We start from the raw sequence: 24,640 nt of genomic DNA, 5'->3' as shown, positions 1-24,640 counted from the left end.
CGCCGCAGGCGTTAGTGTTATCCAGGTACATTCTGGCTTATAATCTGGCCCCTGATTTCCGGAGAGTATACTCCGCGACAAGCAAATTTCTTTATCAATAAAGGGGTTCCCGCACATTGAGTAAGCGCATTAAGGCGATTCGCGGCATGAACGACATTCTGCCGCAGAACGCTGTTATCTGGCAGTACCTTGAGGGCACTGTGCGCCGTGTGTTGCAGCAGTACGGATATGGTGAGATCCGTCTTCCTATTGTCGAATACACTGATTTGTTCAAGCGTTCCATCGGTGAGGTCACCGACATTGTCGAAAAAGAGATGTACACCTTTGAAGATCGTAACGGCGAACGGCTGACGTTGCGTCCGGAAGGAACAGCCGGTTGTGTGCGGGCAGGCGAGGAGAACGGCCTGCTCTATAACCAGATTCAGCGTTTATGGTATGCGGGGCCCATGTTCCGCTATGAAAAACCACAAAAGGGCCGTTATCGCCAGTTTCATCAGATCGGTGTGGAAACATTCGGTATGGGTGGTCCGGATATTGATGCTGAATTGATCATTATGACGGCTCGCTTGTGGCGTGAGCTGGGGCTGGCGGATCAGGTGACGCTTCAGCTTAATAGCCTGGGCAGTAACGAAGCGCGGGCCGAGTTTCGAGCAGCTTTGGTCGATTATCTGACTCTGCACTTTGATCAACTGGATGAAGATAGCCAGCGGCGACTTGAAAGTAACCCCTTACGGGTGCTGGATAGCAAAAATGAAGGCACGCAGGCGGTGCTGAAAGCAGCGCCGAGCTTGCAGGATTATCTGGATCAAGAGTCGCAGCAGCATTTCAGTCAATTAAAGTCGCTACTGGATGCAGCCGGGGTGGCCTACGAGATTAACCCGAATCTGGTGCGGGGGCTGGATTATTACAGCAAAACCGTGTTCGAGTGGGTTACAACCGCCCTGGGTGCACAGGGTACGGTCTGTGCCGGAGGGCGCTATGATGGCCTGGTGGAACAGTTGGGGGGCAAGGCAACACCCGCAGTCGGGTTTGCCATGGGCATCGAACGTTTGGTGTTATTGCTCGAAGCCAGTGACGTGACCGCTCACCTGAGTGTTGCGCCAGATTGCTACGTGATTTCCGAGGATTCGCTGCAGGGAATCCTGCTTTCGGAATTGCTACGAAACCAAATCCCCAGGTTGAAAGTCCAATGCCACTGTGGTGGCGGAAAAATTAAAAAACAAATCAAAAAAGCGGACGATTCAGGCGCTCGCATTGCGCTTCTTATCGGTGAATCAGAAGCCCGGAATCAACAAGTGACAATCAAATTTTTGCGTGAGACGCGTGAGCAGGAATGCATTCCGCAAAGTGAACTTCAATCCCATTTAGCACAATACCTGAAGAACCAGGAGTAAGAGCGTGGACGTTTACACAAGCGAAGATCAACAGATAGAAATGATAAAGAAATGGTGGCGGACCAATGGCACCGGTATTTTAGCGGGTATTGTGCTGGCGATTGTTGCGGTGCTGGCGTGGCAGATATGGAATCAGAACAAGCAATCCAACCGCGAAGCGGGCGCTGTGCTATACGGGCAACTGGTCGATGCTGCCAGTTCGCTGGATCAAAGTCGATTGGCAGCTGAAGCGAAATCGGCAGAAGATCAGGCGGCCACGCTGTCTCATCTGGGTGAACAGTTAAAAACGGACTTCGCGGGCAGCGAGTATGCAGTGTACGCCGCGTTAATGCTGGCCAAGGAGGCGGTATTTGATGGCGAAACCAAGCAAGCCATTGAGCAGCTGAACTGGGCTATTGATAATACGCAGAATCAACCTCTGAAATTGATAGCCAATTTACGTCTGGCCCGGGTTTTAGCAGAAGACAAACAATACGATGCGGCTCTGTCGCAATTAGATGCCGTGCAGACTGGTGCCCAGGCTGATGCCTACGAGGAAGTCCGGGGCGATATTTATGTTGCCATGGGTGAGACTGAAAAAGCCCGGGCTGCCTATGAGCTGGCGATGACACTGAGTGCGGCGCGCAGCGAAGGTCAAAGCAGGCCAATCCTGAAAATCAAATTCGATAACCTTTTGGTGGCTGGTAACTGATGAGAATTTATTTGCTGATCCTGTTACCGATTTTTCTGATAGCTTGTAGCAGTAACGAAAATGTTGTGCCACCTTCACCTCTGCCTCATTTTAAATCTCAGGTGGATATCGAGAAGCTATGGGATATTCGGGTCGGAAACGGGGTTGGTGAAGCTTACCTAAACCTTAAGCCTGCGGTTACGGAGCGCTGGATTTTTACGGCCTCCTCGGAAGGCCTGGTGATGAAACTGGATCGCCTGACCGGTAAAAGAGAATGGAAGGTCGATCTGGAGCGAACCATCACCGGCGGTGTGGGTGCAGGCTACGGTATGGTCGCCTTGGGAACCGGTAATGGTGAACTGGTTGTACTGAGTGAAGACACCGGGGAACTGCTTTGGGAAAAATCCCTTGGTGGTCAGATTATGTCGGTGCCTGCGGTTGCCAGTGGCCGTATTATTACGCAAACCATTGATGGCCGATTGCATGGCCTGAACCGGGAAGACGGTGCCCAGGCCTGGCTATATGACACCGTGATTCCGGTTTTAACATTGCGTGGCGAAAGCAATCCCGTGGTATCAGCGGGTGCAACACTGGCCGGCTTCGCTAATGGGAAACTGGTCGCACTGGATACCAAAACCGGATTCGTTGCCTGGGAGCAATTAATTGGTGAACCCAAAGGTCGCTCCGAACTGGAGCGGCTGATTGATCTGGACGGGCGTTTCTGGGTGGCTGATAAAGTGGTGTATGCCATTACCTACCAGGGTGCATTATCCGCTATTGACGTTCCTTCCGGAAGGACACTGTGGAGTCGGCCGATGTCATCCTATGCCGGCGTGTCTGAATATCTGCGCACCCTTTATACCGTTGATGAAGACAGTGTGTTGCACGCCATGGATGCAATCAGTGGTTCCGATATGTGGCAACAGGATGATCTTAAAGGTCGCAGGCTGAGTGCACCCACGGCCTATGACCGATATGTGTTGGTGGGTGACTTTGAAGGTTATCTATATTGGTTGTCGTATCGGGACGGTAGTTTTATGGCGCGGGTTAAGGTGGGTGTGAAAAGTTACCGCGCCGCTCGTGACCGGGCTGGTTCGCTGCACAATTTGACGCTGTCAACTGAGGGCTTGCGCGTTGAGCCTATTGTTTATGATGATGTGGTTTACGTTCAGGCCAACAGCGGCGAGCTGGCGGCATATAAGGTGGTCGAAGAAGAATGAAGCCCGTATTTGCCCTGGTAGGGCGTCCCAACGTGGGTAAATCCACTTTGTTCAACCGCCTCACCCGTTCGCGGGACGCCATCGTTGCGGATATGCCCGGCCTGACCCGGGACCGTCAATATGGTGATGCGAAGTGGAATGAGTTCGACTTTATTGTGATTGATACCGGCGGGATTACGGGCGACGAGCAGGGCATCGATAACTACATGCGCGATCAGTCAATGCAGGCGGTGGAAGAGGCGCATGCCGTGTTATTTCTGGTGGATGCCCAGGTTGGCGTAACACCGGCAGACGAAAGTTTGGCGCAAGTGTTAAGACTTCGGCAGAAGCCTGTGTATCTGGTGGTAAATAAAGTCGACGGATTAAATCAAGACGTGGTGGTAGCGGATTTCTTCCGCTTGGGATTGGGTGACCCCTGCGCTATTGCCGCGGCGCACGGGCGGGGTATTTCACACATGTTGGAGCAGGTGTTTGAGCATCTGCCAAAACCGGAGGAAGCGCCGGATGCCGAAGCGGAACGGGTAGAGAAAGGCATTAAAATGGCCATTGTCGGCCGCCCCAATGTCGGAAAATCGACTCTGGTCAATCGCATGCTGGGTGAAGATAGGGTAATCGTGTTTGATATGCCCGGTACCACGCGTGACAGTGTTTATATTCCTTACGAGCGGCACGGACAGCGGTACACCATTATCGACACCGCCGGTGTTAGAAAGCGCGGCAAAGTGAATGAAACCGTAGAGAAATTTTCGGTTATTAAAACCTTGCAGGCGGTAGAAGACGCGAATGTGGTGGTGATGGTTCTGGACGCGCAGGAAAACATTGTTGAACAGGATCTGCATTTGTTGGGTTTCGTGCTCGAAACGGGGCGATCTTTGGTGCTCGCTATCAATAAATGGGATGGCATGCACGCAGACGCCAAGCAACGAATCAAATCAGAGATTGAGCGCCGCCTGCAATTTGTGGATTTTGCAAAGATCCATTTTATATCTGCCAAGCATGGCACCGGCGTAGGGGAGTTATATCGCTCCATTCAGAAAGCCTATGACAGCGCCTTTAAAAAATTAACGACGCCTTTTCTGACTAAGATTCTGGAGGACGCCCTAACCGATCATCAACCGCCACTAGTCAATGGTCGGCGTATTAAGCTGCGTTATGCGCATATGGGGGGCAGCAATCCGCCTCTGGTGGTTATTCATGGTAACCAGACAGAAAGGGTGCCTAAGTCTTATCGGCGCTATCTGGAAAATACCTTCCGGCGGGTAATGGATATTGAGGGAACGCCCATCCGGATTGAGTTCAAAACCGGAGAAAATCCTTTCGCTGGTCGCCGTAACACCTTGACGCCACGACAAATACATAAGAAAGAACGGATGGTAGCCCATCATAAAAAGCTGGAGAAGAAAAAGAAAAAGCGATAAGGTCGATAATCAGGCCCGTGAAAATGTATCAAAATGTCACAAAGCTGAACGCTAAATCTGATAGCCTGTGAACTTGGCAAATAACTCTAGCCGCTGTGCATAGCAACGACAATGGAGTTTAGGCAGTGATTTCTTATCTATCGCAAGAGACTGTATACAGAGCTGAAGGGCACCCGGGCAAAGAGGGTGTCATTCAATACCAGCTGGAATATCAGCCGGAGCATAATATCGACTGCGAATACTTCGCTGCGCTGAACGGATGGCGCAGTTATTTATTCCGGTTGGGTCTGATTGGTCAGCAGGATGCACGTTATGACGGGCTCGGTTATGGCAATATAAGTCATCGGCTGAACAGCGAAAGCCAACGTTTTATAATTTCCGGTACTCAGACCGGGCATTTGCCCTTGTTGTGCCGTGAGCATTATGTGGTGGTCGATAAAGCCGAGCCGCACTTGAACCGGATTGTCGCCCACGGGCCGGTAAAACCGTCTTCAGAAGCGCTCACTCACGGTGCCCTGTATCTGGCCAGCCCCTCAGTGCAATGTGTGATGCATGTGCACAGCCCTCTGATCTGGCGTCATGCGGATACCATGAAATTACCCGCTACATCCGCGCAAATACCCTATGGCACACCGCAAATGGCGGAGGCAGTAAAAAACTGTGTTGAGCAAAGTGGAGAGTCCACCGGTGCCATCGCCATGCAGGGGCATGAGGATGGCATTTTGGTCTATTCCGATGATATTGAGGCCGCCGGCGGTTTAATGCTGGAGTTATTGGTGTGGGCACATCACCTGACTGAGTCCAGCGATATTAGGGGTTCGTAGGCACTGCGTCCGGTATGACAAATTCGGAGCTGGCCAAAGTATCACCCTGCTTATCAGTCACCACCACTTTCCATTCTCCGCGCATATCTTTATTAATGTTTTTGCTGGAATGACTGCGCCAACGATCGCTGCCCACCGGGACCCGTATCCTCGCCACTTCTTTTCCATTCAGCATCCAGGTATACATAATCCGGTCGTCTTTGCGGCCATCCAGATCAGTATAAAAGTACAATTTCAGAAAGGGGTCGGTTAGCTGTGCTGTGTTTTCCAGGGTTTCCTTGGGTTCCAGATCGACGATGACGTTAGCCAGTACTGCCCGGGTAATATCTTTGCTCAGGATTTCCGTGTTAACCGAGAACTCCGGGGCCGCGGCTTTGGCGGTGTCAATGCTGCCGGAGAGGGCAGCAACGGATTCTTTGTCGGCTGCTGGCGTGGCCATGGGTGTCGGGACTGCAACTGGAGTGTCCGGCTGTTCCGGCGTTGGTTCAGCCGCCGCTACCGGGTTTTTTGTTACAGGCTGGTTCTGTGGTTCCGCAGCGGAGGCGAGCTGGATCGAGTCACCTGACTCGGGTGTATCTCCGGATGCCGTAAGGGGCGCGAGCGGGGTGTTGCCATCATCTGACGATTTCAGCAAGTGGTAGGCGCCCCATGCTGAAAGTGCCACAATCACAACCGCGACAGCAATGGTTGCGACAATCCGGTGCCACAGAATTTGTTCGGTGTATTCCGGGGCGTTGTGTCGATAATGATCAAATTGAGGCTTATCCATTGATGTCGTTGCTCCTTACCCTGTTGCAAACGATGGCAAGAATACCCAGATTAAGCACAAGTCACAATGATTCTGGCGCACTGGAACCCGTCTCTGTCAGCGTTTGTGTCACAGTTGTCGGTTTCTTCCCTGCCAGAAACATCAGCAGAGGAGGCAAAAAGAAAAAATCGATAATCAGCGCCACGACGATGGTGATTGCCGTGAGTAATCCCATGTCCGCGCTGAGCCGGAAATCGGAAAACGCTAGCACGCCGAAATTTGCGGTAAGAATTATGGTTGTCACAAATAACGCAGTGCCCACGGTGCGGAAAGCATAACGGATGGCGTCCGGCTCACTCAGATTCTGCTCACGCTTGGCACGCAAATATTTACTAATAAAGTGCACGGTGTAATCCACTACGATTCCCAGAGTCATACCGGCAACGGCGGACAAGCCCAGCCCGATTTGTCCCACGGTCAATCCCCAGATGCCGAACCCGACTGCTGCCGGAATCAAATTGGGCACCAGACTGATTAAGCCGAATTTGAGTGAGCGCAGTGCGAAACCCAGCACGACGGAAATAATAAGCAATGCAATGAATGCGCCTTCTAGCATGCTGCGGATGTTGCTGTAGCCCATGTGGGCAAACATGATATCGGAGCTGGTTCCGGGGTGGTAAAGCGACTTGGGGGCATGCTCTTTCATCCAATCTTGAGAGCGGCGTTGCAAAGACAGAATACTGTCGGTGGAACTGTCCCTCACAGTTGCTGTTATGCGGGTGGAGGATTTGCTGCTGTTCAGCAAATTATTGAGATCCAGCCCGAAAGGCAGTGAAAACTCGTATAGCAGCAGATACTGTGCTGCAAGCTCACGTTGATCTGGAATTTTATACCAGGCAGGGTCGTCGTTGTGCATGGTTTTGTTGAGACGCTTCATAATGTCGGTATAGGTAGTGACGTGAAGCACTTCTGGTTGTGCGGATAGCCAATCAGAAAACTGTTCGACGGTTTGCAGGAATGCGGGATTACTGATGCCGCCTTCCTCCTGAGAATCCAGCGAATAGGAGATGGTGTTATTGGTGGTCAGATGATAGCGGACATAATCGGCATGTTGACGGATTTCGGTGCGGGTATCGAAGTATTCTGCCCATACATCGTTAAGACGGTTGTTGAAAATAAACGATGTGGAAAAGAGGACAGCTGCGGCGGTGATAATAAAAATAGGCAGACGGCGCTCAATTACGAAGTTAGCCAGCCAGTCGTTATTTCCCCCTGATTTTTGTTTGCCGGGTTTGATATCAAAGGGAAGTACCATCACCAGGGCGGGCAACAATACGACCGAAAATATCCAGGCCGCAAATACACCCACAGCGACGACGTTGCCGAGATCCCGGAACGGCGGGGACGCACTGAAGTTAAGTGACAAAAATCCGATAATAGTGGTTAGACTGGTGAGCATCACTGGTTGGTAATTCAGACGCAGGCTATTTTCCATAGCCGCTTGCTTATCTTGTCCGGCCTGTCGGTTTTGAAAGTAAGTGGCTAACAGGTGCATACAGTCTGCAATCGCCAGAGTCAGAATCATGGTTGGCGCATTGGCGACGGGAGGGGATACCGATATCCCAATGAATACCATTGCCCCCATAGCCGCCAGTACTGAAGTCACAATGATAACCAAGGTGGCGAAGGTGCCACTAAGACTGGTGAGAATGCTACCACTGGCAACAAACATAAAACCGGCGATGCAGACGAGCGCGACCAGTAAGGCCAGCGGCACAAGATTTTTCATGTCATACAACGTGGCTTCTTTAAAGGCGTTGTTGCTCATCACTTTTCCCACCAAATAAAAGTCCGCCTGGGGGTATTTTGTCTTAAGGGATTTGACGAATTCCCGGGTAGACTTGACGACGAGCTTAATGGCGGCACCTTTATCCGCTTCCTGATGAAAATTGACGATGACATTTATACCGGCCATTTTTGCGTCCGGTGATATCAAGCGATTGACCAGTTGGGGTTCATTGACGGCAATTTGGCGGATGCCTGCGAGTTTTTCCGGGCTGTTGGGTGCTGGGGCTGTTACCAGGTCCTCCACCAGCAGGTCGTCATCTTCTGCGATAGTGTGTTGAAAATTAGTGATGGAGTCGACCCGTTGGGAATAGGGTAGTTGCCATGCTTGTTCCGTAATATCCTGCAGGATCGAGAGCGTTTCGGCGCTGAAAACGTTGCCGCTTTTGGGAGCAACAGCGATAAAGACATTATCAACATTGGTGTAGGTACTTTGCAGCCCATGGTAGGCCACCAGGTTTTCATCCTGATCCGGAAAGAATTCTTCGAAATCGGTGGTGATTTGTGTGCGGGGTAATGCGGATGCCAAGGCCGCGACGCATAATAGGCAGGCCAGAATCACCAGTAATGGATGGCGCACGATGGCGTGATTAATTCTATCCAATAGCATGAGTTGGTTAGCTCTCCATGTCTTAAACCTTTAACTACAGGTCATTCTTTTTATAATCGAGACGACTTCGGTTTTTCCGAAGCGGGTTGTTCAGATCGTAGTAGCCGTATTCATGGTATATATCGTAGACCAAAACCAACAGATTATGGAAAGTCGGAGCGATAACTTTGTTGTTAAATCACTGTTTGTGACGACAGCGTTGAATCAATCGGTAAGCTCAGTCTTTTCAACTTGGCAAATTAGTGCGCCATGTTGTAGCTGGCTGATAATCTTATCCCCCGGACTTACCCTTCTAGCATCGCTAATTACTTTTCCTTCGGTTGATTTGGTAATCGAGTAGCCCCGGCCCAATGTATTGAGCGGGCTCACCGAATTCAGCCGTTGAGCAAGATTGGCTGACTGGTTCTGGCTTTGTTTTAGCTGTTGCTGCATACCCTTAACTAAAGCTTGGGATAAGCTCAGTACGTCCTTGCGCAAGGATTTGATCTGGTGCGTCGGAGTCTGTGCCAGTAGTTGCGCGCGCACCCGCTCAAACTCACTTTGCTGTAAACGCAGTCGTTGACTGATTGTATGGCGTAGGCGCAAATCTAATTGATCCAGGCGCTGGGCATGTTCCTGTAGGCGTTTACCCGGGTGCTTCAATTGTCGGCTGGCCCAGTCCAGGCTCTGTTGTTTAAATTGAAGGTGACGCTTGATCTTCTCTTTCAGACGCAATTCATAGGCATTCAGACTTTCCATTAATTTGCTGCAGTCCGTACTAAGGAGCTCAGCAGCTGCAGAAGGCGTCGGAGCCCGTACATCCGCAACAAAATCAGCGATGGTAAAGTCGACTTGATGCCCGACGGCCGAGACCACCGGCAATTCACTTGCGGCAATGGCCCTGGCGACGGATTCGTCATTGAAACACCACAAATCTTCCAAAGAGCCACCGCCGCGCCCCACAATCAGCACGTCACACTCATTACGCCGGTTCGCCGTTTCAATTGCTTGGCAAATGGCGGCGGCGGCCTGATCACCCTGAACCAGTGTAGGATAGAGAATCACTTCTGTGATGGGCGAACGGCGCTTTAGTACAGAAAGAATATCGTGGATGGCCGCCCCGGTGGCGGAAGTGACCACACCAATACGGGTAGGGTGCAGGGCGATGGCCTGTTTGCGATCATCATTAAACAAGCCTTCCTGTTGCAGTTTGCTTTTAAGCTGTTCAAAGGTTCGTTGCAGTGCACCTAAGCCGGCTTCTTCCATATGATCGATGATCATCTGATAGTCGCCCCGCGGTGCGTAAAGACTTAAGCGCCCCCTGACCAGCACTTGCATTCCGTCTTTGGGCTTAAATGGCAGCCGCACATTGTTGCCGCGAAACATGGCAGCGCGTAGTTGCGCGCCATCGTCTTTCAGCGATAAATAAATATGGCCGGAACGGGGCTGAACCAGGTTTGAGATTTCCGCTTCAACCCACACTGCGCGGTACTCAGTTTCCAGTAAACGTTTTACGGTCTGGTTGAGGTCCGATACCGAGTAAACGTGGCGATGGCCAATGTCATCAGGTATGTCTTTATTCATGGGGGCATCATACTGGAATGTGAGAAGCGCTTCTACAACACCTGTATTAACACTGCTATCAGCCCGGGTTGGGGTGCCGCGTTGCACAATCACCTAAGGAAATTGCATAAACCGGCTTAATAGGGTCATGGCCAAACTCAAGTTGTCCTGCAATCACCAACTTCGAATATTCGCTTTTGCTACTCTGGGCATGACGTTGTCGCGCCTGCTTTCGCTTCCTCCTGGACGCGCAGCGCTCGATAGCTGTTTGCCAACAATAAGACCCATAACAAAAATCATGAAGGGTGGAAAAGTTTATGTCTTTATCGCGAACGATGCTTAGCGGACTGTTGCTAAGTTGTGTAATGCTGTTGTCTGCATGCGGCGGGGCGGGAGTCGAAGGGCTCTATGTCGCTAAAACTGAGGACGGACTCGATATAAAAATGAAACGTTACCGGCCGTCGCCGCAGGACAGTTTCCGTAAAGGTACGCCGGTTCTGCTGTTCCCCGGTATCACGCTTAACTTCAATCAGTTTGATGTGCACACACCAGCTTGGCTGAATAGCTACCACTATGCATTACCCAATAATGCACCGGCGTGGGCGAAGAACGATCCTACCGTTCAGGACGACAACCTGAAGTACTTTAGTCTGGCGCATTATCTGTATCTGCGCGGTTATGATGTTTGGATGGCAAACTACCGAGGCGTAGGGCGGGGCGATTTTGCCAGCGATCATGGCCATAACAATACCAATCTGGATGTGTGGTGTGCTTTGGATTATCCGGCAGCCGTGGACAAGGTGCGTGGTGTTACCGGCAAGAAACCCGTAATCGGTGGGCATAGCACCGGCGGCTTGTGTGCCTATCTTTATCTGCAGGGATTCACTATGGATGCGGATGTGGTAAAAGAGGGCGACTATCTTCCGCACGCATCAGCCAATGCGGCTCTGGCAGCCCAGCGCAATAACAATGTTGCCGGTTTCCTGGGTATTGATCCGGCTGGTACCCCGGTGCTTGCGTATGAGTGGGTCATTGATAACCCGCTTATCTGGGATACCCTGGCGCTCGAATGGCTGATTGATCTGGATACGATTCTGCCCTATGCGACCAAGTTGTTGCATCCGGTAGTGACCTCCGGTGCTATTGATATCCTGTTTAAAGGCGTCACGTCGTTGGCGGATAATTTCCCGGCTTTCTTTCCTCACTGGGCTGATTTGTTCGGCGCGCTGGACTTCTGGCGTACGGATAATATGAACGGCTATGTTGAGGATTACCACGCTCGCATTGCATTCTCCAGTTTTTATCTGGGTGGTATTGCGCAATATGCGGATTGGGGCACCAACGGTGTTTTCCGAGAGTTCTGGCAGAACGGATATGAAAATAAAGATTTGGTAAATCCGCCGGATCAGGCACCTGGTGATGGTTATTTCTATTTCCAGGATAATATGGCGAACTTTACGGTGCCGGCATTTTCACTGTTTTCTGAGGCTTCCGGTTTAGTGGATACCAGCACCATGGTAAACGTAATCTATAACGGTAAAACGCATAATGCCAAAGATGGCTGGATAGAGGTGCCTGGCACCGGACATCTCGATGTGGTGAATGGCAACAATGCTCCCACCGTGGGATTCCCTGCCATCGCGGATTGGCTGGATACGTTGTAATAGGGGTTTTTATTACTGTAAAAAGAAAAGGCTTCCCGTTGTGGGAAGCCTTTTTAATTCTGTTTAAGACGCTATTTGAACTTCGGTAACCGAATCGCCGCAACCATTAGTTGGCGAAAAACATATAATCCAGATAATCATGCAGCGCTTCCATCATCGCTTCTTCTTCTTTGCTGGTAATACTGAATAGCACTTCTTTGTTTAATACAATTTTCATGGTTTAAACTCCTGATGCTTCTCGTCTGGGTGTTGCAACGTTGAGCGTTCATCTTGCGACGATCAGACTGAGTAGTCAAATAACAGCTAATGGTCTTTGTAACAGGGTTTATATCTATAACCTAATGGCATCAGCAGCGGGAGTGATAGAGCAGGCAGGGATTAGGTTGGGCATAAAACACCCAAAACCAAAGCGGAATCGGTGAGATGCCGCGGGGGTTGGTTTTGAGCGTATGAGTAAAACCGGGCGAAAACCGGTTTTAACCGATTAGAAAGCCACCATCTACCACCAGGCTGGTGCCGGTGGTGTAGCTGGATGCGTCGGATGCCAGATAGAGCACTGCGCCGGACATCTCATCGGGCTGCGCAACCCGTTTTAGCGATAGGTGCGGAAGGATCTGATTTAGAATGACATCGTTCTTCACCAATGCGGAGGCAAACTTGGTATCGGTCGCACCGGGTAGCAAGCTATTTACACGGATGCCGGACGACCCGCACTCTTTAGCAAAGGCCTTGGTCATGGCAATCACAGACGCTTTGGTAATAGAGTAAATGCCCTGCATTGCTCCTGGAATGATGCCGTTCACGGAAGCAACATTAATAATCGAGCCTCCGCCGTTGTCACGCATCAGTTTGCCCGCCTCGATGGACATAAAGAAATAGCCGCGGATATTGACGTCGACCGTTTTGTTGTAGGCACCCAGGTCGGTATCCAGGATGTTACCGAAATAGGGGTTGGCCGCTGCGTTGTTCACCAAAATATTGAGTTTGCCGTGGGTTTCCCGGATGTGTGAAAAAATGGCCTGGATTTGCTCCAGATCACCAACGTGACACGGGAACGCACTGGCTTTACCGCCATCAGCGATAATGCTGTCGGCCACTTTTTGACAGTCATCCACTTTGCGGCTGGAAATAATAACGTGAGCACCTTGCGCTGCCAGTAATCTGGCAATGCCTTCGCCTATACCGCGGGAAGCACCGGTTACTAATGCAACGCGTCCAGAAAGATCAAAGGGGTTTTTCATATCCATGGTGTGAACCTCTTAATTATCGATATGTAAGCATGGATTTGTCTGCGTTGACTTCGAAATGGGCAAAGTCATTAAAATATCGCAGGGTTATTTTTTCCGAATTAAACAGTAAGCAGGTAATGGAGCAATTCATCAGGGACCAGCTCAATTCTGCGATATGGCTGTCCGCTAAACCCAGGCACTGACCGGTGGCGACAGAGATAGGGCCGCCGGAAGAGAATACCGCGATCGACTTCGCTTCCCCACAGGTGCTACGAACCTGGTCCATGGCAGCGTTGCAGCGCGTGATAAATTGCGCCCAGTTTTCGGAGTATTCGTGATCGAACTCGCCGCCGCGCCAGCGATGTAAAGCGCTTTCAAATTCAATTTGAAAGGCTTTGCGGGGATTGTTCTGGGCTGCCAGAAAACGATTCAATGCATCCCGTTCCGCAAATTCCGGACGATGCTTTTCCAGCACTTCTTCGTGGTTGTATTCGTTAAACCCCTCGATAATGGCCGGGGTTAAATTAAAGCCCATGTTACTCATGCAGTGTTGTGCTGTCTGGGCGTGGCGCACCATTGAACCGGCATACACGGCATCAAAGCGGATGCCGCGCTGGTGTAGCGCGGTGCCTAATTGTTTTGATTGCTGAATGCCGGTAGGGCTGAGTTTGTCGTAATTGTCGCTATGAAAGGACGCTTGCCCATGACGAATCAGATAAATGGCTGCCATCTAATTAACGCCGGCTTTTGATAGCAAATCATGACACTGACTTTCCAATACGTTTACCATTTTTCCGAATGAAGCAAACCGCTTATCTTTGGTTTGGCCGTTGTAAAAACGGAAGTAAATTTGCTGCAGAATCACCGCAAGCCGGAAAATGCCGTAGACTCGATAGAAAAGAAAATCCTCTGCATTGAGTCCGGTCTTCGCACAGTAATGAGCGACAACCTGATCTCGGGTCATCATGCCCGGAAGGTGAGTGGGTTGACGGCGCAGCACCTGATGTTCAGCCGGGTCGCCGGCTTCCACCCAATAGGCCAGGGAGTTGCCCAGATCCATCAGCGGATCGCCCAACGTTGCCATTTCCCAATCCAGAACACCGATCACCTCGGTTGGATCCTCCGCATTTAAAACAACGTTGTCCATACGGTAATCATTGTGAATGATACAAACTTTTATTTGAGCAGGCATATTGTCGTGCAGCCAGGCCATGATCGTTTCAAAATCCGGCACATCGTCGGTTTTGGCGGCACCAAAGCGCTTGCTCCAGCCTTCGATCTGGCGTACCACATAACCTTCACCTTTGCCCAAATCGGTTAAGCCTGCGGCTTCATAGTCCACATTATGCAGCTCTGCAAAACGGTCAATGACATTCACACAGAGTTGATGAGCCTGCGCCTCCGACAATGTCAGGCCATCCGGCATCACGTCGCGGGGGATTACGCCGACCAGTCGCTCCATCAGATAAAATTCACACCCCAAGACGGATTCGTCGTCACAAAATGACACCATTTCCGGAACGAAAGGATAAACCGGTTTCAGTTTGCTCATGACTTTATATTCGCGCCCCATATCATGGGCAGATTTGGCCTTGGTGCCAAAAGGGGGACGGCGCAGAATATAATCCTTGTTGTCGAATTTGACCGAATAGGTCAGGTTGGATGCGCCACCCGGAAATTGAGTGATGACAGCGGTTCCTTGCACATCGGGAACAATGTTTTTTACATATTGAGTAATGATCGCCGGGTCCAACTCTTCTCCTTCCCGGACTTTTCCTGCTTGGTCTAAAACAGATTCGGTCATATTAACTCCCTCAGAAACTTGTGATTAACATCGTACTTGGCATTATTTTATAAACTGGATAAGCGCCTTTGATCTGCCGCGACAAATTGTACACCTGCCACGACACGAGGCTAGCCGATGTGTCAAACGGGGCTACCATTTTGTTAGCCTGTGACCGTAACTTGGTAGCCACTTGTTCTGCTCACTTGTATTTTTTTAGCTCGATACGGGCGATCTGGCCACGGTGGACTTCGTCAGGGCCATCTGCCAAGCGCAATACCCGGGCATAGCCATATAGGCTGGACAGTGGAAAGTCATTGGAAACACCACCACCGCCATGGATCTGAATTGCCGCATCAATGACTTTGGTTGCAACGTTCGGCGCCACCACTTTAATGGCCGAGATTTCGGTCATGGCGCCGGAGACGCCAACGGTGTCCATCAGATAAGCCGCTTTCAGTGTCAATAGGCGTGCCATATCAATCTCCAGGCGGGAGTTGGCAATAATGTCGCGATTGCCTCCTAATAGCGCTAACTGTTGTTTAAATGCAACCCGCTCAAGGGAGCGTTCAACCAGATGTTTCAGGCCTCGCTCAGCGGCACCGATCAAGCGCATGCAGTGGTGAATGCGTCCTGGGCCAAGACGTCCCTGGGCAATTTCAAAGCCGCGGCCGGGGCCGGCAATAATATTTTCTTTCGGTACACGCACGTTCGTGAATGACACTTCGCCGTGGCCTTCCGGTGCGTCATAACGATTGAATACCGGCAACATGCGCTCGATTTTTACACCGGGTGTATCCAGTGGCACCAGCACCATTGAATGCTGGCTGTGACGGGGCGCGTCGGGGTCGGTAACGCCCATGAAAATGCCGACTTTACAGTCCGGGTGTCCCACGCCGGAACTCCACCATTTGCGCCCGTTTATGACGACTTCGTCGCCTTCCACGGTGCAGGTGGCTTCCATATTGGTGGCGTCAGATGAGGCTACATCGGGTTCGGTCATAAAAAACACAGAGCGGATGGTGCCTTCCAGTAGCGGTTCCAGCCACTGTTTTTTCTGCGCCTCAGAGCCGTATTTATAGAGCACTTCCATGTTTCCGGTATCGGGTGCGCTGCAATTGAATGCCTCAGAAGCGAATGGGCAGTAACCCATAATTTCTGCCAGCGGCGCATAATCGCGGTTGGTCAGGCCCGCGCCGTATTCTGCATCCGGCAGAAACAGGTTCCACAATCCGGCCTGTTTGGCTTTTTCCTTCCATTCTTCCATCAATGGCGAAACCTGCCACTGGGTCCAGTCCCCGTTCGCTTCGTCTATCTGCTCCAGGTAACGGCGTTCGTTAGGGATGATATGTTCATCCATAAAGGCCTGTACGCGGGCCATTAATTCCTGTGCTTGGGGGGAATGAGAGAAGTCCATTGCGTGCTCCTTGGTTGATTTGCCCTAAGGCTATAAGACTGTCCATAATAAGGCCAATGAATAGTAGGAATTCAAAGGTATAAATATCATGCATATTGGCAAGGTCGACTTGAATCTGTTCAGGGTGCTGGATGCGATCTATCGGGAAGGATCGATTTCCCGAGCCGGGGATCAGTTGAATTTGACGCAGCCAGCGGTTAGCCATGCGCTGGCGCGGTTGCGGGAAGTCTATAGCGATCAATTATTTGTACGTACGGGTAACCGGATGGTGCCTACGCCCCTAACCCGATCCATTATTCAGCCGGTGCGGGATGCGCTGGCCCAATTGCAAACCACGCTCACCACTCCCCAGCCGTTCGACCCTGCCACCAACACAAAATCCGTGGTGCTCGCCATGCGCGATGTGGTGGAGTCGGTGTTGCTGCCGGAGCTGGTGGTGCGCCTGGAAAAGACCGCCCCTATGATGCAAGTCACCAGCGTGCGGGTGCCCCGACGGGAAATGGAGGCTGAACTTTCGTCCGGGCGGCTGGATCTGGCGTTTGATGTGTTGTTGCCGGTGGGGCCGGGTATCAGTCATAAAGAGCTGCTGGAGGATCGGTTTGTTGTGGTTTCCCGAAATAACCACCCCATGCTGAAACAGGGGTTGGACATCGAGCGGTATTTGCAATTAAGACACATTATCGTTTCCTCGCGTCGCAGTGGTCCGGCGGTGGAGGATTTTGAGCTGGGGCGGTTGGGCTACCACCGTAACATTGGCATGCGCTGTCAAAATTACTTCGTGGCTTGGAAAACCATTGCTGAATCGGACATGTTACTAACCGTTCCCGAGAATTACGCCCGGCAGACCCAAAGTAGCCACAAGCTAACCATTTGGCCTATGCCGGTGGAGCTACGCCCCATGGCCAGTTACGTTTATTGGCACACCAGTTTTGACGCCGATCCGGCTAATATTTGGCTGCGAAAGGAAATTGTAAAGTTACACCACAAGATGTCTGTCACAAGACACTAAGCTTGTACAAAAAATTGCATGAATAGGGGGGGCGAAATAGTTAGGATAGAAATGTCAAAAAATATAACTATAAGTGTTCAATAAGTAGAATTATGGCTTGAGGAACAGGCCAATTGCAGTGGGATCTATGGATATGAATCTGACCAATATTGCTTTCCTGGTAATGCTGTCTTTGTGGCTTACAGCGTGCGGTGACCTGGAGGAAGGGGTGCCGCAAGAAGAAGGGGGTGGACGCTTTATAGATGTTCAGGCTCCCACAGTCGGTGAGGACAAAGACATAGACCGGACAGCAGAGGACCCGGTGGATGAAGACGCACCGGTGGATGGCGCGCCGGATGGGGAGGGGCCTGTTGGTGGAGGCACCGGCGAGGAACCGCCCGCTAATGAACCCTCCGACAACGACGGCTCCGATAACGAATCCCCGGATCCGGATACCGAGACTCCGGGTGATGGATCTATCGATGGCGATGAGCCGGGGGACACGCCCGGTGATGGCGTAGTAACCCCGCCCCCTGCTGAACCTCCCACCCAAATTACTGACAATGTCTTTTTTCCTTACGCTGACGACGTTGCCTGGCATTACGATAATTCGGATGTGGTGACACTGGGTGCGCCTCGTGACTTTGCCGGGAAAACCATTTCGCCGTTGCGCCACAGCCTTGATATTCAGGTGTTCGGTGATGAGTATTTTTACGTGGGCGACGGCACTATTTATTATGGTGGTATCAATGCGAACACCGATAGCATACCGTCCATGGATACCGCCGAAGCCCGCATTGAATTTGTATCGTTAAGAAAAGTGTATGACCAATACAGCGATAGCGGCAGTATTGACTACTTAAAGCGCGGCACCATTGCTACTGAGCCGGAATGGCAGCGTGTGGGCTTGGTGTATAACTGGCGTTCTGAGGTATTAAGAAAAGAACTGATTGAAACAGTACAATACGGCCCCGTTCCCGCCGTTGCCGTTGATATTTCTGTTTCTGTACAGATCCCATTTAAGCTGAAGCTTACAAGCGGTATTTGGTTTGCCCCGGGTTTGGGTATTGTGGCTCGCGAACTTGCGGGTCTTACGACGCGCCTGGATTATGTGGAAGGGCTTGCACCACCGGTGGTGTTCAGTTTTGATCAAGGGCAGGGTTTGTCACAGCCGAAACAACAGCTTTTACTCGATGGTATGCCTATTACAGATCATAACTGGCAGACTCAGGTGGCGTATATGGCAGAAGATGAAGACTGGTTGAGAGTTGATTTTGATAGCAGCGGCAGCTGGCGGGCATCGTTGCAGGGGCAAGAGCTGGAAGCGGGCTTGCATGTAGCACAAATACATTTCACCCGTGCATCCGAGTTGCACAAACTGGTCGTTTCAGTTCTGGTGCAATAAGCAACAACCCGGCATAGGCGGGTTTATTCGATTTTTCCACCTTTATCCGGTCAGATGTTATGCTTAAATTTCAGGTGAAGAGCCTGGTTGAGGTTTAACATCGTTTGGATGCAGGAAAGGAAATCGAAATGAGAATTGCAAAAATCATCGGCATTCTTGTGGCCGTCGTCGTCAGCCTGGTGTTAATCGGGGTTGGCGTGCTGCTGTTTGTGGTGGACCCAAATGATTACAAATCACAAATAAGCGATCTGGTGTACGACGCCAGTGGCTACCATCTCACCCTTTCAGGCGATTTGTCCTGGAGCTTTTTTCCTGTGCTGGGCTTCGAATCAGAAGCCGTTTCATTATCAACCGATTCAAATCAAGGCGCCTTTGTCGAATTGCAGTCGATCTCTGTGGGCGTCCAGTTAATACCGCTGTTTTCCAAGCAACTCAAAGTCGACTCACTCAATCTGGCTGGCCTTAACGCGGATCTTCAAGTGGATGAGCAGGGTGTACCAAACTGGCAGCCGATCGGCGCTACCAGCGAAGTGCCAGCAGCGGACGAACCTGAGAAGAAATCAAGCGACGAAACCAATGCGGTATTAGCTGAGCTGGAAATACCGTTAATTCAGCTGAGTAATTCCACCATACGTTACAGTGACCTGCAGGCGGGCGGTCGCTATGTGATTGAGGTCGAATTATTGCAGCTTGAGAACGTGCGGTTAAACCAGCCGTTTGCTGTGACGTTGAAAGCTAGCGCGGATGCAGGTGATGGACTGGCAGTAACATTAGATGGCAAAACCCAGGTTACGCTGGATCTGGACCAATCCCGCTATCAACTGTCCGCAATTGAAATGGCACTGGCGGTGGCCGGCATCGCAGATAAGCCTCTTCCGCTGCAACTGCAAGCGGAGGCGGTCGCGGATTTAAAAGCAGACAGCCTTCAACTTTCAGTGCTTCAGCTAAAGGTGGCCGACTACGCGGCCCGGCTCGAATTGCAGGTATCCCAATTGCAAAACGATCCGGCGATCAATGGACGCTTGCAAATGGCACCCTCTGACTTGCGACCGCTTCTTGTTCAGCTTGGAATTGAACTGCCTGAAATGGCGTCGGCAACGGCTTTATCCAAGGTTGGAGTGGATGCCACGTTAAAAGGTTCACCGCGCGCTATCACGGTTCAACCCTTCACGGTAACACTGGATGAGAGCAAGCTGACCGGACTGGTTGCACTGGACGATATTGAGCATCAGGCGCTTCGATTTGATCTGTTGCTGGATCAAATCGATCTAGATCACTATCTGCCGCCTGCACAAGAAGGCGATGCGGCGGCTGTGCCCGCGCCTGCGAAAAGCAGTGCTCCTGCAGCGGGTGAGGCAGAGCTGATTCCGGTAGAACTGATTCGGTCTTTGAATCTGGATGGACGACTTAACATCACCCAGCTACAGATTCAGAACATTCCCATGCAGAATGTGCTGGTGAAAGTGAATGCGAAGTCCGGCGTACTCAAGGTGTCGCCGATATCGGTAGAAACCCTGGGCGGGAAGATTACCGGTAATGTCAGTGTGGACGCGAAAAATGCCACACCGGTGCTGGATACGGATTTGAATATAGACGGTATTGAGATTGCCTCTGTGGCAAAACAGCTTTCCGATCTGGATCTGTTGAGCGGTCGTGCTTCTTTCAAGCTGGACACCAAGGCGAAGGGAAACGACGTAGATGCTTTGTTGCGGGATGCAGTGGGTAAGCTAAAGCTACAGTTGGATAACGGCGTCATACACGGAATCAACCTGAACAATATCGTGGTGGATGCATTACGCGATCAAATCAGCGACTTGAAAAGTTTCTATCCGGATTATGAAAAATATTTACCCAGGGAGCTGAAGCAGGACACCGACATTAATGCGTTTCTGGCGAACGCAACTATTGAAAAAGGCAAACTTATCATGCCTCAGTTTAATTTCGCGATCGACAACGGAGCAATTGATGCCAGTGGCAATTTTGATCTGATTGAGCAGGGCTTTGATTATCAATTGGGGGTGTTCCTGTCAGCGATGGATCAGGTTAAATATCTGAAAGGAACGAAGTGGCCGGTGAGCTGCAAAGGCACCCTGGATTCGGCGCCTGCAGATTGGTGCAGACCGGATACCAAAGCGATTAAAAAAGTGCTGGGTAGCGCGGCCAAATCGGCTTTCAAAGACAACAGCGCCAAAGAACTGGGTGATAAGCTCGGGGTGGACGCAGAGTCGCAGGACCAATTGAAAGCAGAACTGAAAGCCAAGGCGAAGGAAGAGGAAGACCGGGCCAAGAAGAAGTTGCAGGACAAGCTCGATAAGCTGTTTAAAAAGCTGTGAAACGTCCGCTCCGGAGCGGGCGTAATAGGGTAGCAGTGTCTTAAGTAGTTGCTGAAGTAGTTCGGAATAATGGCTAGATGAAGCTATTTAGGTGTGCCTCTATCTGTGCACGTAGGGTCGATAGGGCCAAGGCGGTGAAAATGCTACTTTTATTCCAACCTGCCCGGAGCTTTGCTATAATCGCCGGTTAAATTACACCCCCCTCCCTTCTTACAAGGTTGACACCGCATGTTACGTATTGCCCAGGAAGCGCTCACATTTGATGATGTCCTTCTTCTCCCCGGCTATTCGGAAATTTTGCCTCGGGATGTTGAGTTAAAAACCCGCCTGACCCGAGACATCCAATTAAACATTCCCCTTTTATCGGCTGCAATGGATACCGTCACTGAATCCCGCCTGGCTATTACCATGGCGCAGGAAGGCGGGATCGGCATATTGCACAAGAATATGACCGCGCAGGAGCAGGCCCGGCAAGTACGTACTGTCAAAAAATACGAAAGCGGCGTCGTTCGCGACCCTATTACGGTCTCGCCGGATGCAACCGTCGGCCAACTGATCGAAATCACGCAGATCAATAACATTTCCGGGGTGCCGGTAGTCAAGGGCGAGCAACTGGTGGGAATCGTTACCAGCCGCGACTTGCGCTTTGAAGATCGCTTTGACCAGCCGGTCTCCGCGATTATGACCCAGAAAGACAAGTTGGTTACCGCCAAAGAAGGGGCCAGCAGCGACGAAATCAAGGCGCTTCTGCATAAATACCGTATCGAGAAAGTACTCTTGGTGGATGACGAGTTCCGCCTAAAGGGTATGGTCACCAACACTGATATCCGCAAAGCGGAAGCCTACCCTCTGGCATGCAAAGACGATCAGGGCCGATTACGTGTCGGCGCCGCTGTAGGAACAGGAGAGGGCACGGAAGAACGTATTCAGGTATTGGTTGAGGCTGGCGTCGATGTGCTGGTCGTGGATACCGCCCACGGGCATTCCAAGGGGGTGCTGGAGCGGGTACGCTGGGTCTCCAAGCATTTTCCTGAAGTGCAGGTGATTGGCGGCAATATTGCCACTGGCGATGCAGCGCTAGCATTAGCTGAAGCAGGCGCTCACGGGGTGAAAGTGGGTATTGGTCCTGGTTCAATTTGTACTACCCGTATCGTTTCCGGTATCGGGGTTCCCCAGATCACTGCAGTGGGCAATGTGGTCGCAGCGTTGAAAGGAAAAGAAGTGCCGGTAATCGCCGATGGCGGTATCCGCTTTTCCGGCGACATTGCCAAGGCCATTGCGGCCGGTGCTCACTCCATCATGGTGGGCGGGTTGCTGGCCGGCACCGAAGAAGCGCCTGGCGAAGTCGAGTTGTACCAAGGGCGCTACTACAAAGCGTATCGCGGTATGGGTTCGCTCGGTGCTATGGCGCAAACCCAGGGCTCCAGTGATCGCTACTTCCAGGATGCCTCTCAGGGCGTTGAAAAATTGGTGCCAGAAGGTATCGAAGGGCGGGTGCCCTACAAGGGCCCGATCTCAAATATAATTCTGCAACTGATGGGCGGAGTGCGGTCCAGCATGGGTTACACCGGCTGTGCGACGATTGAAGAAATGCGCACCAAACCCCAGTTCGTTCGGGTAACCGGAGCCGGCATGAAAGAAAGCCATGTGCACGACGTTACGATTACCAAAGAAGCGCCAAATTACCGGGTCGGCTAAGTTCACAATTAACGGGAAGTTCTGCACAACATGACTGATATTCACGCCCAGCGTATTTTGATTCTGGACTTTGGTTCGCAATACACCCAACTGATCGCCCGGCGGGTGCGGGAAATCGGAGTTTATTGTGAATTGTGGGCCAATGATGTGGATGCAGAACAGATCCGGGAGTTTAATCCCCAGGGTGTAATCCTGTCCGGCGGGCCGGAATCCGTCACCAGTGACGATACCCCGCGGGCCACCCAGGTGGTGTTCGAGTTAGGTGTGCCGGTGCTGGGCATTTGTTATGGCATGCAAACCATGGCGGCCCAGTTTGGTGGCAAGGTGGCAGCGTCCAAGCATCGTGAATTCGGTTATGCGGAAGTGTCCCCTAAGAACCATTCGCCTTTATTGGAAAGTCTGGATGATCACGCCGGTTTAAAAAAACTGGATGTGTGGATGAGCCACGGCGACAAAGTGGTGGAGTTGCCACCGGGTTTTGATTGCATTGCGGAAACCGCCAGCGCACCCATTGCCGCCATGGCCAACGAAGAGAAACGCCTTTACGGTTTGCAGTTTCATCCGGAGGTCACGCATACAAGGCAGGGCGGTGAAATCCTGAAACGCTTTGTACGTGAAATCTGCGGCTGTGATGCTTTGTGGACGCCGGGCAATATCATCGACGATATGGTGGCCCGGGTGCAGGAGCAAGTCGGTGACGACGAAATACTGCTGGGCTTATCCGGCGGTGTGGATTCCTCAGTGGTAGCTGCGCTTTTACACAAAGCCATCGGCGACAAGCTTACCTGTGTGTTTGTCGACAACGGCCTGTTACGCCTCAAGGAGGGTGACCAGGTGATGGAAATGTTTGCGCAGCACATGGGCATTCGCGTGATCCGGGTGGATGCCGAAGATCTGTTCCTGAGCAAGCTTGCCGGTGTGGCGGACCCTGAACAAAAACGTAAAATCATCGGCAATGCGTTTATTGACGTGTTCGATGCAGAAAGCAGTAAATTAAACGAGATTAAATGGCTGGCACAAGGCACCATTTATCCGGACGTGATTGAATCCGCCGGATCCAAAACCGGCAAAGCGCATGTGATTAAATCCCACCACAACGTGGGTGGTCTGCCAGAGCATATGAAAATGCAATTGGTGGAACCGCTGCGGGAATTATTCAAAGACGAAGTGCGTAAAATCGGTGTGGAACTGGGCCTGCCTTACGACATGGTGTATCGCCATCCATTCCCCGGCCCCGGTCTGGGGGTGCGCATTCTTGCGGAAGTGAAAAAAGAATACGCCGATATCCTGCGCGAAGCGGATCATATCTTCATTGAAGAATTACACAAAGCCGATTACTACCACAAAACCAGTCAGGCGTTTGCCGTGTTTTTGCCAGTGAAATCCGTGGGGGTGACCGGTGATGGTCGTCGCTATGAATATGTGGTGGCATTGCGTGCGGTGGAAACTATTGATTTTATGACGGCGCGCTGGGCGCATCTGCCTTATGAATTATTAGAGAAAGTATCCAGCCGGATTATTAATGAAATCGAAGGTATATCGCGGGTGACTTATGATATTTCTTCGAAGCCACCGGCTACGATTGAGTGGGAATGATTCGACGTCTGGCAACACCAGGCACCTACAAGCAGTAAACCTACTATAACCCATTGTTTGCAATGGGTTTTTTCTTTCTAGGCATGGTGATTTCAAGCACCTTCTAGCACCGCCAAGCAAACTTTTTTCATGGGATTTTCCATGGTATCGTCTTTTTCAATGTTGATGACCAAAGACAATACCATGCAGTGATTTTTAAGGTCTTCATGGTATTGGATTTCGTTAACTCTTTGTTATCTAAAAGAAAAACACCCTA

The 24,640-nt window shown here is 51.2% G+C and carries 18 protein-coding genes; 11 read left to right on the top strand and 7 right to left on the bottom strand.

From position 1 onward, the window contains the following. The first annotated feature begins 116 nt into the window (after nucleotides 1–116). From hisS to FT643_RS20630, 5 genes are all read left to right on the top strand, one after another. Entirely contained in the window at nucleotides 117–1,394 is a 1,278-nt protein-coding gene (hisS, locus tag FT643_RS20650; RefSeq protein ID WP_198043768.1) for a histidine--tRNA ligase, read from the top strand. Nucleotides 1,395–1,398: 4 nt separating this feature from the next. Then, on the top strand, nucleotides 1,399–2,085 hold the full coding sequence (locus tag FT643_RS20645; protein WP_156873318.1) for a YfgM family protein: 687 nt from the start codon (nucleotides 1,399–1,401) through the stop codon (nucleotides 2,083–2,085). Continuing rightward, complete coding sequence (bamB, locus tag FT643_RS20640; protein WP_156873317.1) at nucleotides 2,085–3,284, top strand: outer membrane protein assembly factor BamB; 1,200 nt, start codon at nucleotides 2,085–2,087, stop codon at nucleotides 3,282–3,284. The genes FT643_RS20645 and bamB overlap by 1 nt, the downstream gene beginning before the upstream one ends. Then, nucleotides 3,281–4,702 (top strand): ribosome biogenesis GTPase Der, encoded by a 1,422-nt coding sequence (der, locus tag FT643_RS20635; protein WP_156873316.1) that lies wholly within the window; start codon nucleotides 3,281–3,283, stop codon nucleotides 4,700–4,702. The genes bamB and der overlap by 4 nt, the downstream gene beginning before the upstream one ends. A gap of 125 nt (nucleotides 4,703–4,827) precedes the next feature. Next, nucleotides 4,828–5,526 carry a class II aldolase/adducin family protein gene (locus FT643_RS20630; protein WP_156873315.1) on the top strand — a complete coding sequence of 233 codons (699 nt, stop codon included), beginning with the start codon at nucleotides 4,828–4,830 and terminating at the stop codon, nucleotides 5,524–5,526. Here FT643_RS20630 and FT643_RS20625 read toward each other — a convergent pair. The 3 genes from FT643_RS20625 to xseA form a co-directional block, all read right to left on the bottom strand. Continuing rightward, nucleotides 5,513–6,295 carry a DUF2914 domain-containing protein gene (locus FT643_RS20625; RefSeq protein ID WP_156873314.1) on the bottom strand — a complete coding sequence of 261 codons (783 nt, stop codon included), beginning with the start codon at nucleotides 6,293–6,295 and terminating at the stop codon, nucleotides 5,513–5,515. The two genes, FT643_RS20630 and FT643_RS20625, sit on opposite strands and share 14 nt — an antisense overlap. Before the next feature lie 61 nt (nucleotides 6,296–6,356). Beyond that, nucleotides 6,357–8,729 (bottom strand): efflux RND transporter permease subunit, encoded by a 2,373-nt coding sequence (locus FT643_RS20620; protein WP_156873313.1) that lies wholly within the window; start codon nucleotides 8,727–8,729, stop codon nucleotides 6,357–6,359. Between the two features lie 204 nt (nucleotides 8,730–8,933). After that, complete coding sequence (gene xseA / locus FT643_RS20615) at nucleotides 8,934–10,292, bottom strand: exodeoxyribonuclease VII large subunit (RefSeq protein ID WP_156873312.1); 1,359 nt, start codon at nucleotides 10,290–10,292, stop codon at nucleotides 8,934–8,936. A gap of 296 nt (nucleotides 10,293–10,588) precedes the next feature. Here xseA and FT643_RS20610 point away from each other — a divergent pair, with 296 nt between their 5' ends. Next, entirely contained in the window at nucleotides 10,589–11,935 is a 1,347-nt protein-coding gene (locus tag FT643_RS20610) for an alpha/beta hydrolase (RefSeq protein ID WP_156873311.1), read from the top strand. 476 nt (nucleotides 11,936–12,411) lie between these two features. Here FT643_RS20610 and FT643_RS20605 read toward each other — a convergent pair whose 3' ends face one another. The 4 genes from FT643_RS20605 to FT643_RS20590 form a co-directional block, all read right to left on the bottom strand. Next, complete coding sequence (locus tag FT643_RS20605; protein WP_156873310.1) at nucleotides 12,412–13,182, bottom strand: SDR family oxidoreductase; 771 nt, start codon at nucleotides 13,180–13,182, stop codon at nucleotides 12,412–12,414. 16 nt (nucleotides 13,183–13,198) lie between these two features. After that, the gene (locus FT643_RS20600; RefSeq protein WP_156873309.1) at nucleotides 13,199–13,894 is read right to left on the bottom strand and encodes a histidine phosphatase family protein; all 696 of its coding nucleotides are present in this window, start codon (nucleotides 13,892–13,894) and stop codon (nucleotides 13,199–13,201) included. Further along, a complete protein-coding gene (locus tag FT643_RS20595; protein ID WP_156873308.1) occupies nucleotides 13,895–14,968 on the bottom strand; it encodes a phosphotransferase family protein in 1,074 nt (357 codons plus the stop codon). A 181-nt stretch (nucleotides 14,969–15,149) separates the two neighbouring features. Next, nucleotides 15,150–16,364, bottom strand: coding sequence for an acyl-CoA dehydrogenase family protein (locus tag FT643_RS20590; RefSeq protein ID WP_156873307.1), 1,215 nt, complete (start codon nucleotides 16,362–16,364; stop codon nucleotides 15,150–15,152). A gap of 88 nt (nucleotides 16,365–16,452) precedes the next feature. Here FT643_RS20590 and FT643_RS20585 point away from each other — a divergent pair, with 88 nt between their 5' ends. The 5 genes from FT643_RS20585 (at nucleotide 16,453) to guaA (ending at nucleotide 24,384) form a co-directional block, all read left to right on the top strand. After that, nucleotides 16,453–17,373 (top strand): LysR family transcriptional regulator, encoded by a 921-nt coding sequence (locus FT643_RS20585; protein WP_156873306.1) that lies wholly within the window; start codon nucleotides 16,453–16,455, stop codon nucleotides 17,371–17,373. A 133-nt stretch (nucleotides 17,374–17,506) separates the two neighbouring features. Then, a complete protein-coding gene (locus tag FT643_RS20580) occupies nucleotides 17,507–18,757 on the top strand; it encodes a hypothetical protein (RefSeq protein ID WP_156873305.1) in 1,251 nt (416 codons plus the stop codon). Between the two features lie 128 nt (nucleotides 18,758–18,885). Continuing rightward, nucleotides 18,886–21,090 carry an AsmA family protein gene (locus tag FT643_RS20575; protein WP_156873304.1) on the top strand — a complete coding sequence of 735 codons (2,205 nt, stop codon included), beginning with the start codon at nucleotides 18,886–18,888 and terminating at the stop codon, nucleotides 21,088–21,090. A gap of 228 nt (nucleotides 21,091–21,318) precedes the next feature. Then, complete coding sequence (gene guaB / locus FT643_RS20570) at nucleotides 21,319–22,788, top strand: IMP dehydrogenase (RefSeq protein WP_156873303.1); 1,470 nt, start codon at nucleotides 21,319–21,321, stop codon at nucleotides 22,786–22,788. 30 nt (nucleotides 22,789–22,818) lie between these two features. Further along, nucleotides 22,819–24,384, top strand: a complete 1,566-nt coding sequence (guaA, locus tag FT643_RS20565; RefSeq protein ID WP_156873302.1) for a glutamine-hydrolyzing GMP synthase — start codon at nucleotides 22,819–22,821, stop codon at nucleotides 24,382–24,384. Nucleotides 24,385–24,640 lie beyond the last annotated feature (256 nt).

The sequence above is a fragment of the Ketobacter sp. MCCC 1A13808 genome (assembly GCF_009746715.1).
Lineage (GTDB): Bacteria > Pseudomonadota > Gammaproteobacteria > Pseudomonadales > Ketobacteraceae > Ketobacter.
Note: the sequence above shows the minus strand (reverse complement) of the source record. Positions and strands in the feature narration are given on the sequence as shown.